Source organism: Candidatus Poribacteria bacterium (assembly GCA_021162805.1).
GTDB lineage: Bacteria > Poribacteria > WGA-4E > B28-G17 > B28-G17 > JAGGXZ01.
Map to the genome: position 1 here is coordinate 1 of JAGGXZ010000103.1, position 14,254 is coordinate 14,254.

Sequence of the window (14,254 nt, forward strand, 5' to 3'; positions counted from 1 at the left end):
GAGGGAATAGCAGGGGTGAGGGGAGAAATAGCGGAGCAGAGAGATGAGATGAAGGAGGAGATAACAGAGGTGAAGGGAGAGGTAGATAGGCTGAGGGGCGAGATGAAAGAGGAAATCAAGGGATTAAGGGAGGAGATGAGAGAGGGGTTCCAAAGGATAGATGGAAGATTTCAGGTGATGGACGAGAGGTTCTATACCTTCATGAAATGGATTATAGCTGCCCTCATCGGCTCATGGGCGACGCTGATGGCGGCTATACTGACGTTGATGCTAAAATGATAGCGCGGGTTTACCCCGCCGAAAACGGCAACACTACGAAAGAAAATATAACTTGAAAGGTGGGAAATTATGGAGGTTGTTCTTCAGACCAAGCTGGAAGGTGTTAAGCTCTTCAAGAGAGGGAAGGTCAGGGACATATACGATCTGGGGGATAAGCTCTTGATCGTCGCCACCGATAGGATCTCCGCCTTCGATTACGTCCTTCCAAACGGTATCCCCTACAAGGGGAAAGTCCTCAACGGACTTTCGGCATTCTGGTTCGATTTCACCCGATCGATAGCTCCGAATCACATGATCTCGACCGAAGTCCCCGAATTCCCCGATGATCTCCACAGGTTCGCCGATCTGCTTGAGGGCAGGGCGATGTTGGTCAGAAAGGCTGAGAGGATAGATATAGAGTGCGTCGTGAGGGGATATATCTCCGGATCGGCCTGGAGGGAGTATCGTCAAAGCGGCACCGTGTGCGGGATGAAACTCCCTGAGGGGCTCAGGGAGTCGGATAAACTGCCCGAGCCGATCTTCACCCCGGCCATCAAGGCCGAGACGGGACATGACGAGAACATACCGATCTCCAAGATGAAGGAGCTCATTGGGGAGGATCTGATGGAGAGGATAATCGAGAAAAGCATCGAGATCTATCGGGCGGCCGCCGAGTATGCGGACTCCAAGGGGATAATCATCGCCGACACCAAATTCGAATTCGGCCTTCATGACGGAGAGCTCATATTGATAGATGAGATGCTCACCCCCGATTCCTCCAGGTTCTGGGATAAATCCGACTATGAGCCCGGCAGATCCCAGAGGAGTTTCGATAAACAGTACGTGCGGGATTATCTGGAAAGCATCAACTGGGATAAACAGCCGCCCGTGCCCGAATTGCCCGACGAGGTGGTCAGGAACACCTCCCTTAAATATCTGGAGGCATACCGGAGGATCACCGGCAGGTCTCTAACGCCTCAGCCCGTCTGATGAGCTCCTCCTGCTCCTTCCGGGATAGATCGATGAACCTCGTGCAGAAACCGGCGACCCGCACCACAAGATCCCTGTATTTCTCGGGTTCCTTTTGAGCCTCTCTGAGCATCTCGGCGTCGAAACAGTTGATCTGGAGCTCCTGTCCTCCCCTTGCGAAGAATCCCTCGATGAGGGGCAGGAGCACCTCCGGTTTCGCATCGGTTTTCGGGAGGGTTAGGTTCAGGTTATATCCCCCGCGATAGCATCCGGGGTAATCCAGCTTGAGCACGCTTTTGAGGATGGCCGTCGGGCCGTTGCGTCCTATCCCCATCTCCGCCCCGATGCTATCGGCAACCGGTGTCCAGGCCAGACGACCGTCGGGCGAGGCGGCTATGCGCCTGCCATCCACGTGATGAAGGCTGCGGACGACATGGCAGACCGTATGTGTCGGATGGCCGAACTGCGCGTCCACCTCCTTCAGCACCCTCTCACGCATCCCCGTCAAGACGGAGGCCCACCGATCAACCCTCTCATCGTCCTCCCCCCATTTCGGGCCGGCGAGCAGGAGCTGGCGTATCCTCTCGTCGGGGAAATTCTCACGCATAGCTCGGATCAGATCACCGAGCGAGATCGATCTCTCCTGGAAGACCGTCCTTTCGATGGCGGCAAGGGCGTTAATGGCATTGGTCAGCCCCCGCTCATAGTAGCCCGGGAACCAATATTTCATCCCCAAAAGCAAATCCCGTCCCCGCTCGATGCAGCCATGCATGAGCGAGGAGGTAAAGGGGGTGGGGACGCGCTCCGCCATTCTCCTCCATCGGTTCAACCCACGCCGGCGCATCTCAACGGCACGCCGTCTCATCCTCTCCTCCAGATAGGCTAGAAGTTGCGATATATCGCGTATCGAATCGGGTTCGGGGAGGTTAAACAGCGTCTCATTGAGTAGCTCCAGATATTGAATCGTGCCGCCGATCGTTGCGGTCGCGGTGGACATCATACGTCCGGGTATCCCCAGCTCGTTACAGCCTATCACGCAGTAATCCCAGGCGTCCTCCTCGGAGATGCCCAAATTGATGAACCCTTCCACCGTCGGCCTATCGTTGATAAACTGAGGCATGCTGATTCCGGATGCGATCATCCCGGCGGCCCGTCGTTTCACCCCCTCGTCCAGCCCTTCATGCCAGCGCAGGAAGAGATGGGGATCGCCTATACGAAGGAGGTCGAAGGCGTCCAGAAAACATGATGTTATGGCATTGGATTGATCCTCGCCCAGATGGTTCGCACCTCCAACGGTGATCGCCTGGGTTTTAGAACCCCGGCCCAGGAAGGAGTTGGCGGCGATCTTCAGGAGGAAAGCGGCAATGAGATCCGTGGCCTGCTCAGCGTCGAAACGATCATCGATAAATGGGGCTAAGGTTCTATCGGGCAGGCCGATGGATATGGACATGCCATGCCCCTCGATGGCAACCGCCAGATGAACAAGGGCCATCGCCTGTAAGGCCTCGAACAGATCTCGGGCGGGTTTAGCGGGGACGTGACGACAGGCTCGTGCGACGCGCAGTAGAAGTTCGCGAATCACATCATCTCGCTCCGACCGTGCGGCTTCCTCGGCCGCCTTCGCGTATCGATGTGCCCAATCGATGACCGCCTGGAGGGAGATGATCATCGCCTCACGATAGATCCGCCTTTCAGGATCGGTCTCATCAAGGTTATGCCGTTCAGCCTCGGCGATCAACGATTCCAATCCCCTGTGGACAACCGTATCCATGTCCACGGCCAGATGGCCGATGCCCGCAGCTCCGCCGAAGCTTTTATCCTTCCAGTAATCCAGAATCTCCTGTGGTATCTTACCGTCCAGAATATGGTCCAACCCCTCGTTTTCGATAAGCACCTGCGTGTCATTGGTTATGCCGTGCTCCGGGATGAGCATCCAGGCCCGCGGGCGGGAGGATGTGTTTCCGGCGAAGATTGGGTTCGAGCTCAGGTCCAGATCCATATTGCCAAGGACATGTGCGAACGCCTTTGCCCTCTTCAGCGGAGGCGGGTCATCCTCATATCTCCGATAGGCCTCGGTGACCAGCCATGCCCTCTGCAGACATACCGTGTCCTCGGTGGAGATGAGCTCGTCGCGAACCCGTCTGATTAAATCCCTCATCTCTCGCCTTCCAGAACAAGTCATTCATTGTCACTTGTCGTCATTTATGGTCATTGAAATGACAACAAATGACCATAAATGACTACAAATGACTTACTCAGCCTTTATCACTCCACGTAGAAGAGATACGACCTTTCGAAGGAGTTATCCAGGTAGACGTACACCTCCCACTCACCTCTGGCAAACCCGCCCGCAGGCTTCTCCAGGTAGAACCATGTTATCTGCTCGCCGTTGGAGGTGAAGTATTCCGCGCTTTTGTAATAGGGAGGTTCCCCTGCGCCCTGTTCCGGCGAGAACCATTCGACTCTGACGTTATGGCTTCCCTCGACGTTGATCCAGTAGATCCACAGATATATCCTTTCGTCGTCCGGGCGGAAGGTGTTGGTTATCCCGTTGGGTCGGTTGTCGACCACATCCAGCGACAGGACTGAATCCACGATCATCGGCTCGCCTTTGAACGGGCTGATAGAGCTGCTTCCTCCCGATTGGCTTCCACAGCCGGTCAACATCCAGGCTATAACGGAGATCAGCAGGATCAACGCTCCAAGTCGAGCTTTTCTCTTCCAAGAATTGACCATCTTTCCCCTCACCGAAATTCATCGTTGAGATGTAAGGATGATAACTGAGAACCCTTCGAATTTCAAGAGCGAGTTGCTCAGGCCGATCCCTCCATGGTATAATCTCACTTGATCATGACCGTCAGAAGGTATCTCCTCATAAAGGGCGTAGTTCAAGGCGTCGGGTTCCGCCCCTTCATATATAACCTCGCCGCCAAGTATGATTTAAAAGGATGGGTTCTGAACTCCACTGACGGCGTGCACATCGAAGTGGAAGGCCCCGTCGATGAGGTAGAGGGGTTCATCTCTCAGATCCGTCTCGAGGCTCCTCCTTTGGCGCGGATAGATTCGATAGAGGTCAGGGAGCTTGAACCTATCGGATACACCGATTTCACCATCCGACATAGCGAGGGCGATTCGAGCAAGTATATCAAGATCTCGCCCGATGTCTCCATCTGCGAGGATTGTCTCAGGGAGCTTTTCGATCCCACCGACAGGAGATACCTATATCCGTTCATCAACTGCACCAACTGCGGCCCGAGATTCACGATAATCAAGGATATCCCCTACGACCGGCATAACACCACCATGAGACCTTTCAAGATGTGTAAGCTGTGTCAGGCGGAATATGATGATCCGTCGAATCGGAGGTTCCACGCCCAGCCGAACGCCTGCCATACCTGCGGGCCACACGTATGGCTTGAAAGAAGCGGCTCGAGGGGGATCGTCGCCGAAAGGGATGAGGCGATAAGGGAGGTCATACGCAGGTTGTCCAAGGGCGAAATCGTCGCCATCAAAGGACTGGGCGGATTTCACCTGGCATGCGACGCCTCAAATCAGGAGGCGACTGCGAAGCTCAGGGAGAGGAAACGCAAAAGCCTTAAGCCCTTTGCCATAATGGCACCTGATATCGAGACGATAAAAACCTTCTGTTTCGTCTCAGATCAGGAGGAGAAGCTTCTTTCCGGATATCAGAGGCCGATCGTGCTTCTGAGGAGAAAGCCCGGTGCGCCGATAGCGGAGGCCGTCGCGCCGAACAACGAGTTTTTGGGCGTGATGCTGCCCTATACCCCGCTGCACTATCTGCTGTTCTGCTCCGATCTCCGGCCTGAGGGGGTGAAACCCTTCATCGCTCTCGTCATGACGAGCGGGAACCTCTCCGAGGAGCCGATAGCGATAGATAACGAGGAGGCCAGAGAGAGGTTAAAGGATCTGGCGGACTGGTTTTTGATGCATAACAGGGAGATATGCACGCGGTGTGACGACTCGGTGGCTAAAGTGGATCTGGGAACGCAGATCATGATCCGACGCTCCCGCGGATATGCGCCCTACCCGGTGGATCTTCACATCGATATGCCGCAGATCCTCGCCTGCGGAGCGGAGCTCAAAAACACCTTCTGCCTGACCAAGGAGAATCACGCCTTCCTGAGCCAGCATATCGGCGATCTACAGAACGCGGAGGCCTTCAAGTTCTTCGCCGATTCGATAGAGTATATGAAGAAGCTCTTCAGAATCGAGCCCGAATTCATCGCCTACGACCTTCATCCGGAGTACCTCTCGACGAAATATGCCATGGAATTCCAGGGGAAGCTGGATCTCATCGGCGTGCAGCATCATCACGCTCACATAGCAAGCTGTATGGCCGAAAGGAGAGTTGAGGGGAAGGTGATAGGTGTGTCATTCGATGGGACGGGATACGGAACGGACGGGAGGATATGGGGGGGCGAGTTTCTGGTGGCCGACGAGAGGGAATTTGTGAGGATCGCTCATCTCAAATATCTGCCTCTGCCCGGCGGGGACGCGGCCGTCAGGGAACCCTATAGGATGGCGCTGAGCTATCTGTGGGATCTGTATGGAGATGGACTTTGGGAGGCGGGTTTGCCCATGCTTGAAAGGATCAACCCGGCCAATCTCAGGCTTATCGTGCAGATGATCGAACGGGGAATCAACTCCCCGCTCACCTCAAGCTGTGGGAGGCTCTTCGATGCCGTCTCCGCACTGGCCGGCGTCCGATCGGTCATAAGCTACGAGGCTCAGGCCGCTATGGAGCTGGAGATGAAGGCATGGAGGGAAGGGGGTTTAAAGGTGGAGGCCCCAAGCTACGGCTGGGATCTGATAAAGGATGAGAGCCCATGGCTGGTGGATATGTCCGAGACGATCAGAGGCGTGGTCGAGGACGTCTTATCCGGCAAAAGCGCGGGATGGATCTCACACAGGTTCCATCGGACGATGGCCGATGTGATCGCCGTGGTCTGTCGGGAGATGAGAGGGGAATTCGGATTGAACGATGTGGCCCTGAGCGGAGGGGTCTTCCAGAACAGGTTGCTCCTGAACCTCTCCTTTAAAAGGCTGGCTGAGCAGGGATTTCGCGTGCTGTTCAACAGGGAGGTTCCCGCAAATGACGGCGGGATATCCCTGGGGCAGGCCTACATCGCCGCTTCGAGGGTGAGAGGATGAACCGGGAAAGGCTAAAGGAGTTGCTCGAGAGGGTTAAATCGGGTGAGCTATCGATAGATGAAGCTCTAAGTGACCTCAGATCACTTCCATTCGAGGATCTGGGATTCGCTAAGGTGGATCATCATCGCGGGATCAGACAGGGGTTTCCCGAGGTGATCTTCTGTCAGGGGAAAAGGGTGGAACAGGTGGTTGAGATATCCAGGCGGATCATATCGAAGGGGGCCGATCTTTTGGCCACGAGGGCGTCGAGGGAGATATACGAGTCGATCCGCGAGATAGCCCCTAAGGCCAGATATAACGATCTGGCGAGGGCGGTGATACTGGAGCAGGTTCCCAAGGAAAGGCTCAAAGGGGTGACCGTCATCTCGGCCGGGACGGCGGACCTTCCCGTCGCCGAGGAGGCCGCTGAGACGGCTTGGATAATGGGAAATGAGGTCGATAGGATCTATGACGTCGGCGTGGCTGGGCTGCATAGATTGCTTGGGAACCTCGATAGGATCACCTTGGCCAACGTTCTCGTGGTCGTCGCTGGGATGGAGGGAGCTTTGGCAAGTGTGGTAGGCGGATTGGTCGATAAACCCGTCATAGCTGTGCCTACGAGCGTGGGATATGGGGCTAGCTTCGGGGGATTGGCGGCGCTTCTGACCATGCTCAACAGTTGTGCCTCAGGCGTGGCGGTGGTCAACATAGATAACGGTTTCGGCGCGGGATATATCGCCTCGCTCATAAACCGACTCGCTCATGCCCCCCATCAGCCCATATAGCCATGATAGACGGAATTATGTCGTCGATAAGGCCGTTCCAACCGCCGCTTGATCCTCTACACCTTGACCGATGATGAGCGTTGTCAGACGCCCTTCGATAACGTAGCGCGTTACCTTTTGATCGCCCCTAGGTGATGGCGAGCTTATCCTTGGGCTCGACAGACAGAAATGCGGAATTGGATGCCAGATATTCGATGATATTCGCCGTCAGTTTTCTCAGGTTTTCGCTCCCCTTCGACTGGAATAGATGAATATGAGGTCACAAATTCTCAATATCAGAGGTTCGTTGACGAAACTGGTTATCCACCTCCTCCACACTGGAAGGACGGGAGATATCCGGTCGGCCAGGGGGATTTCCCAGTCGTTAACGTTTCATATGAGGATGCTAAGGCTTACGCATTATGGGCGGGGAAACGGCTGCCCACGGCCGCGGAATGGGAAAGAGCGGCGTTCGGATCGGTGGACGAGGGGAGAAATGAATGGCCATGGGGTAAAACCTGGAATGGATTGAAGGCTAACTTCGTCACATCAAAGGGTATAAACCTCAGATCGGTCTTCGCTTTCCCGAACGATGCTTCTCCCGATGAAATGGTGGCCACGATTAAAGGTTCTGATGTCTTCTCCGGAGAGTTAAGCGCTATCCTGGGAACTCCTAGAACAGCTACGGTGAAAGCGTTAACGAGAAGCAAAATTACCTTCTACTCTGGCGGAATCCAGACTATAATCGAAAACCTACCCATTGTGGCCGAGAAGCTCCTCATAACACTGGCCAAAAGATTGGCTCAGACCACGGAGGAAATGTGAGAAACTGCAGATAAAGAAGATGGAGGGAAAAACTCGATCCTTCAGGAGCAGGTAAACAAATTGAAGGCTGAAAATGAGCAACTCCAATCTAAGCTCGATGAGCTTAATCAGGAGCTCGAATGGTTGAAAAGCCGCCTGACGCCAAAGGGGAAAAACGATAAGGAGCGAGGAAAACAGCGTTGAAACCCTTGACATCGAAGCCCAGCGGATCTATAATCTCAAGTTGGAGATGGAAAATCAAGTTCTGAGGTGAGGATATGTTCAAACTGGGAGTTATATCGGATGAGGTATCTCAGGATTTCGAAAGGGTTGTCAAGCTTGCTACGGAGTTCAAGCTCGATTCAATCGAGATAAGATCGGTGTGGGATAAACCCCCTCAGGAGCTAACGGAGAGGGACGTCGATAGGATGAAGAAAATCATGGATGGGACCGGACTACGGGTCGTAAGCATCGCCTCTCCGTTTTACAAATGCGACTTTGAGAACGTGGAGGAGCGAAGAGAACACATCGAGATACTCAAAAGATGTATCAAACTTGCAAAATCCTTCGGCGCAAACATCATCCGCGGCTTCGCCTTCTGGAACACGGGCAGGACGGAGGAGATCTGGGACGGCATATTGGAGGCCTTCGAGGAGCCGGTGAAGATCATCCAGGATGAGGGAGTGTTTTTGGGAATCGAGAACGAATCCTCCACCTCCTTGGCCACGGCGAAGCTAACACAGAGGTTCATAAAGGAGTTGAACTGTCCGAACGTCAGGGCGATATGGGATCCTGCCAACGAGCTGTCGGCGGAAGGAGGGGAAAAACCGTATCCCGATGCCTATAACAGGCTCAAGCCCTATATGATCCACGGCCACATCAAGGACGGCAAGCGCGATCCTCAAACCGGAAGGTTCATACCCACCCCTATAGGGGAAGGTGAGGTGGGTTGGAAGGAACAGCTACAGGCCTTCATAGATGACGGGTTTGAAGGGCATCTGTCGCTGGAGACACACTGGAGGCCCACAAAGACCCTGTCCGAGGACCTACTCAACAGGCCCGGAGGCAGCGCCTTTTCGGAGGCAGGAGAGGAGGCATCGAGGATCTGCCTAGAAAAGCTCTTCGCGATCATAGAGGAACTCAGAAGGTAAGAGATCGCCGCGGGGCGGGATGAAATCTCCCGTCCCCGACGGCTCAAAACTCCCTCAGCTCCCTCGCGCTTTTTAATCTGGCGGAAGCTCCCTCCAAGATGGGATTGGTTTCGGTTCCGGTCTTATCCTGGCGAAGGGCCTGAAGTTCCTTCCTGCTGAGGATCACATATATCCTTTCGCCCTTCTTAACGTAACCTAGACTTCTAAGGGCCATCTCCTGCGCTGTAGGGTCCTCTTTGAGCGCCTTTATCTCCTCTGAAAGCCGGGCACATTGGGCTTTGAGCGCTTTTATCTCATCGAGCTTCGACCGGAACAGCTTCCTGCTCTCTTGCCAGTGTCCCATAGTACTCGGGAGGGTTGCCGCTAGGGTCAAAACTGCCAAGGCCAGGCAGGCCATTAACGCTTTCAGCATCTCTTCCCCCTTGACCGCCTAAACGGGCGGGTCTACAACTTTAAGTTATAAAACACCCCCTTACCTTTGAATATCGCCCTGTTGCTCAGCTCCTCCTCAATTCTGAGAAGCTGGTTATACTTACAGATCCGGTCGGTCCGACAGACCGACCCCGTTTTAATCTGGCCAGCATTGACGGCCACAACCAGATCTGCTATGGTTGTGTCCTCCGTCTCACCGGAACGGTGTGAGACTACGGCCGTATAACCGGCCCGTTTGGCCATCTCGATGGCGTCCAGGGTCTCAGTGAGCGTTCCGATCTGATTGAGCTTTATCAGGATGGAGTTAGCAATCCCCTGCTGAATACCCATCTGCAGCCTTTTTATGTTGGTCACGAACACGTCATCTCCGACGAGTTGGATCTTCGATCCCAACTCTTGGGTGATCCTTTTCCATCCCTCCCAATCATCTTCAGCCATACCGTCCTCGATCGATATGATCGGATATTTATCGACCAATTCCTTATAGAATTGGACCATTTCCTCAGGCTCTTTAATCTGTTTTCCCTCGGGCTCCGCGGCCAGGACATACTTGCCGGGCGCTTCGATCCCTTTGCCTTTCGAATCCTGCCCATAGAACTCACTCGCTGCCGGGTCCAGGGCCAGAAGGACATCCTCGCCCGGTTTATAACCTGCCCGTTCTATCCCCTGGAGTATAACCTGTATCGCCTCCTCATTTGAGGAGAGACTTGGCGCGAAACCGCCCTCATCGCCGACTGCTGTGCTGTATCCCTTTTCCTTCAGGACGGCCTTAAGGTTGTGGAAGACCTCAGCGCCTATCCTCAATGCCTCGGCGAAGCTCTCGGCGCCCACAGGCATGATCATGAACTCCTGAAGATCCACGTTGTTATCGGCGTGTTTGCCGCCGTTTAGTATGTTCATCATGGGAACGGGCAGTTCCTTAGCATTAACACCGCCGATATACTGATAAAGCGGCATCTCAAGGGCGGTCGCCGCAGCCTTTGCCACGGCAAGTGAGACGGATAGAATAGCGTTGGCGCCGAGCTTCCCTTTGCTATCCGTCCCATCAAGCTCTATCATGGCCCTATCTATAGCGACCTGATCCAGGGCATCCATCCCGACGATCTCTTTCGCTATTATCTCGTTGACGTTTTTGACGGCGTTTTTAACCCCCTTGCCCATATATCGGCTCGGATCGCCATCTCTCAACTCGACCGCCTCATGTTCCCCGGTTGACGCGCCCGAGGGGACGGCAGCCCTTCCGACAGCGCCTCCGCTGAGGAAAACGTCTGTCTCAACAGTAGGGTTGCCCCTGGAGTCGAGGATTTCTCTAGCGTGAATGCCGACTATCGTGGTCATTTGCTACCTCCCAGCCAGTCTATATGTATCGGTTTTCTCGGTTCGACTATGATTTTACCATTTTTTCGGGAAATTACAAAATATTTTTTGTATCCCTCACCGGTGGGCATCGGTTCCAGATCGCCCTCCCTGGCGAAGAACATATGACATCCCCTGCTTTCCCTGCGATCTAGCGCTGCCGTCATCACGATCTCAGCTACCTCCAGCATGTTCATCGTCTCAAGAGCAGATACGAGCCCTGTCCCGTCCGGTTTCACTCCGATCTTTTTCAGCTCGGATATCTCCATCAATCCCTGTCTCAGCCCCTCTTCGGTCCGGATGACGGAGGCATATCTGGAGCAGATCCTCTTGATATGGGATCTCACCTCCGATGCGGGCGCCGCGCCGGGAAATCTTAAAAGCCTTTCAACCCTCGTCTCCAAATCTCCCTTCACCTCACGTCGTAAGGCCTCTCTCGCCCTATCCGCCGCTGAGCCTCCGGCTATCTTGCCGAAGACCTGCGTATCGAGAAGCGAATTGCCTCCCGGCCGTTTAGCGCCGTGTTGGCCGCCCGCCACCTCACCAGCCGCAAACAGACCCGATATGGTGGTCTCGGCCCTCTCGTCGATCCTAACCCCTCCCTGAAAATGCTGCACCGCAGGGGCGATCTCGACCATATCTCCCCTCTCCAGATCAATACCCCGATCCCTAAGCCATCGCACGACATCGGGATTGATCCCTTTGAGCCTCTCGAGCGGGGAGGAGGCCACATCGGGATCGTCCAACCTTACCCCTTTCTCCTCGGCATACCACCTTCTCTTCTCATCGGAGAGCATCTTCACGTCGAAGCCGTTCGGATTTCGAGAGTAATCCAAATAAATCGGGCCATTATCGCGGATCTCATATGAGACGGCGATATCTATCCTTACGGACGGCTCACCGTGCATCGCCGGCCAGCTTGCCCCCTTATCGAATACTATATTATACACCTTCTGAGGGTTTTTGTCAGGGAAATATTTCATGATGAACTCCTCTCCGTCTCGGTTGAGGAATCTCGGCACAGCGCGCATCATGCTTCCCGAACAGGCCAATTTGGTTTTGACGGAGCAAAGCCCTATCTGCAGGAACTCCATGTTCACAAGCTCAGCCCCTGCCCTGAACGCCATGGCGTATCCGTCGCCGGTCATGCCCTCCGGAAATGCGCTCACCTGAAAGATCTCCCCTCCTCCTCCCGTCGCCAATACGATGGAAGGGGTCTCGAAGATCATCGACCTCCAGATTCCATCGGCGCCCGGGGTTTCATACACCCCGACGGCTCCGCAAACCTCACCGTTCGATACCAACAGATCGACTATCATCATCTCCTCCACGACCTCAACATCCCTCCGGTGGAGCTCGCGCAATAACGCCTGTTCGATGTGGTTTGCTGTGTAGGGACCGGTGTAGCATGCTCTGGCGTATTTCGATCCGTCGGTCACAAACTGATCCGCTTTCCCGTCCGGCCTTTTGACGAAGGGAACGCCGAGGGTTTCGAGGAAGAAGAAGGCCTCGGCGGAGTTCCTGGCTAAGATTCCGGCGAGGTTCGCGTCCGACACATATCCACCTATCCTGTAGATGTCGTCAGCGTGATATCTCCAGTTATCCTCCCCACCCGGCTCGGTGTAAGGCAAGGTGGCGTGAAAGGCCATTCTGTCGGAGCAGGCCGTCGCCGTTACGCCGCTTTTGCCGAGCCCGCCCTTCGTGACGAGCGTGACCCTATAGCCCTGACCGCCGAGCCGGTCATAGGCCTCTATGGCGGCTCTGAGAGCAGCTCCCCCTCCCCCGATTATCAGGACATCGGTCCTACGCCTCTCAACCTCTAGGTTCATCTCTTAATCCCCCATATTACCTTGTCCTTTCCTTGACTTTGACGGCGGTCGGCGGACTGCCGACAGCGGACGTCTTTAAAACTCTATATCGGGATCAGGCAGGGTGAGGATCTCAGGGCCATCTGAGAGTATGGCGACGGTGTGCTCGAAGTGCGCTGAGAGGCTACCATCGGCGGTGACAACGGTCCACCCGTCCTCCAGCACCACCACCCTCCAATCCCCTGCGCTGACCATCGGCTCGATGGCAAGGACCATCCCGGGTTTAAGTTTAGGGCCAACTCCGGGCTTGCCGAAATTGGGGATCTGGGGTTCTTCGTGCATCTCCCTGCCTATGCCATGGCCGACGAAATCCCGTATCACCGAATACCCATGTGACTCCACATGGCGCTGTATGGCGTGACATATATCCCCCAACCTGTTGCCGGGCTTCGCCTGTTCGATCCCTTTATATAGTGCCTCACGGGTAACGCGGAGAAGCCTGCGAGCCTCCTCCGATATCTCGCCCACGGGGAAGGTGAAGGCTCTGTCCCCGTGATATCCCTTCAATCTGGCGCCGACATCCACGCTCAGGATATCCCCTGAGCGCAACACCGTATCGTTTGAGGGTATGCCGTGTATAACCACCTCGTTCACCGAAGCACAGATGGCACCGGGATATGGCGGGTGACCGGGTATGGTATATCCCAGGAAGGAGGGATATGCCCTGTTCTTTCGGATCACCCTCCTAGCCAGCGAATCGAGCGATTTTGTGGTGACGCCGGGCCTGATCTGCTCGGCTATCGCCATGATCACCTCGCTCACCACCTGTGCGCTCTTACGCATCAGCTCGATCTCTTCCTTGGTCTTGATCGGTATCATATCCCCTCTCCCTAAGAGATTTGACCAGGCCCCAAAGCAGCACATTCCTGCCCAATTCCACCACATCGCAGTAGAACCTCAGGCTCTCAACGAAACACCTGTTAAGGCAAAGGCCCCCGGAGAGGTATATCTTATCGGGTTTGCCGGCGAAGGTGTAGACGTTATAGGCCACGCCGTGGACGAAGCTGGCGACGGCCTCCTCGATCGAGCTCCCCTTTATTATGGAGTCGAAGACCCTCTCCAGTCCGAATATGCCGCATGTGACGTTCGCTCGCTTACGCGTGGCGGGCAGGATCGAGTAGTCTATCTCGTAATACTTCCCCAACAATTCAAGCGTGAAGCCGGTTGCCGCCCCGCATGCCTGATTCCAATCGAGCCTCACAGGTCTGCGTGATCTGAACTGGCACAGCTTTGTATCGCGCGCCCCGACATCCACTATCACGAAATCCTCCTCCTCGACCAGCATAAGACCGCCGAGCGAAAGGGCGATGAGCTCGTTCTCGTAAACTTCACACCGGCTTCTCCCCAGATGTCCCGTCGCCGCCTCGAAGGTCAGGGATCTATTCCCGATGATCTCCCTCGTGGGAAGGACCTTCACCTTACGGCTTTCGATCTCCATTATCTTCGTCCATGATGTGCCGCAGTCGGCTATAAGTGTCAAGCTATCAACCTCCAGAGGTCA

At 54.9% G+C, this 14,254-nt stretch carries 13 protein-coding genes; 6 read left to right on the forward strand and 7 right to left on the reverse strand.

Annotated features, from left to right (window positions below; genetic code table 11):
• A partial coding sequence (locus J7M22_08125; protein MCD6506580.1) for a hypothetical protein occupies positions 1-279 on the forward strand: 279 nt, incomplete at its 5' end.
• 69 nt (positions 280-348) lie between these two features.
• A complete protein-coding gene (locus J7M22_08130) occupies positions 349-1,248 on the forward strand; it encodes a phosphoribosylaminoimidazolesuccinocarboxamide synthase (protein MCD6506581.1) in 900 nt (299 codons plus the stop codon).
• Here J7M22_08130 and J7M22_08135 read toward each other — a convergent pair.
• On the reverse strand, positions 1,214-3,385 hold the full coding sequence (locus J7M22_08135) for a hypothetical protein (protein ID MCD6506582.1): 2,172 nt from the start codon (positions 3,383-3,385) through the stop codon (positions 1,214-1,216). The genes J7M22_08130 and J7M22_08135 overlap by 35 nt on opposite strands.
• A 107-nt stretch (positions 3,386-3,492) precedes the next feature.
• A complete protein-coding gene (locus J7M22_08140; protein ID MCD6506583.1) occupies positions 3,493-3,963 on the reverse strand; it encodes a hypothetical protein in 471 nt (156 codons plus the stop codon).
• Positions 3,964-4,077: 114 nt separating this feature from the next.
• Here J7M22_08140 and hypF point away from each other — a divergent pair, with 114 nt between their 5' ends.
• The 4 genes from hypF to J7M22_08160 all read left to right on the forward strand — a co-directional run bounded on the left by hypF (position 4,078) and on the right by J7M22_08160 (position 9,097).
• Positions 4,078-6,399 carry a carbamoyltransferase HypF gene (gene hypF, locus J7M22_08145; protein ID MCD6506584.1) on the forward strand — a complete coding sequence of 774 codons (2,322 nt, stop codon included), beginning with the start codon at positions 4,078-4,080 and terminating at the stop codon, positions 6,397-6,399.
• Complete coding sequence (larB, locus tag J7M22_08150) at positions 6,396-7,163, forward strand: nickel pincer cofactor biosynthesis protein LarB (GenBank protein MCD6506585.1); 768 nt, start codon at positions 6,396-6,398, stop codon at positions 7,161-7,163. Before hypF ends, larB begins: the two co-directional genes overlap by 4 nt.
• A gap of 243 nt (positions 7,164-7,406) precedes the next feature.
• Positions 7,407-7,967 carry an SUMF1/EgtB/PvdO family nonheme iron enzyme gene (locus J7M22_08155; protein ID MCD6506586.1) on the forward strand — a complete coding sequence of 187 codons (561 nt, stop codon included), beginning with the start codon at positions 7,407-7,409 and terminating at the stop codon, positions 7,965-7,967.
• A 257-nt stretch (positions 7,968-8,224) separates the two neighbouring features.
• Positions 8,225-9,097 carry a sugar phosphate isomerase/epimerase gene (locus J7M22_08160; GenBank protein ID MCD6506587.1) on the forward strand — a complete coding sequence of 291 codons (873 nt, stop codon included), beginning with the start codon at positions 8,225-8,227 and terminating at the stop codon, positions 9,095-9,097.
• A 43-nt stretch (positions 9,098-9,140) separates the two neighbouring features.
• On the opposite strand, the gene J7M22_08165 is transcribed toward J7M22_08160, so the two are convergent.
• The 5 genes from J7M22_08165 to J7M22_08185 all read right to left on the reverse strand — a co-directional run bounded on the left by J7M22_08165 (position 9,141) and on the right by J7M22_08185 (position 14,233).
• A complete protein-coding gene (locus J7M22_08165) occupies positions 9,141-9,509 on the reverse strand; it encodes a hypothetical protein (protein ID MCD6506588.1) in 369 nt (122 codons plus the stop codon).
• Between the two features lie 32 nt (positions 9,510-9,541).
• Positions 9,542-10,867: a phosphopyruvate hydratase gene (gene eno / locus J7M22_08170; GenBank protein MCD6506589.1), complete on the reverse strand. Its 1,326-nt coding sequence runs from the start codon at positions 10,865-10,867 to the stop codon at positions 9,542-9,544.
• Positions 10,864-12,714 carry an FAD-binding protein gene (locus J7M22_08175; protein ID MCD6506590.1) on the reverse strand — a complete coding sequence of 617 codons (1,851 nt, stop codon included), beginning with the start codon at positions 12,712-12,714 and terminating at the stop codon, positions 10,864-10,866. Before J7M22_08175 ends, eno begins: the two co-directional genes overlap by 4 nt.
• A 75-nt stretch (positions 12,715-12,789) precedes the next feature.
• On the reverse strand, positions 12,790-13,572 hold the full coding sequence (gene map / locus J7M22_08180; GenBank protein MCD6506591.1) for a type I methionyl aminopeptidase: 783 nt from the start codon (positions 13,570-13,572) through the stop codon (positions 12,790-12,792).
• Positions 13,529-14,233, reverse strand: a complete 705-nt coding sequence (locus J7M22_08185) for an ATPase (GenBank protein ID MCD6506592.1) — start codon at positions 14,231-14,233, stop codon at positions 13,529-13,531. Before J7M22_08185 ends, map begins: the two co-directional genes overlap by 44 nt.
• Between the last annotated feature and the right edge of the window lie 21 nt (positions 14,234-14,254).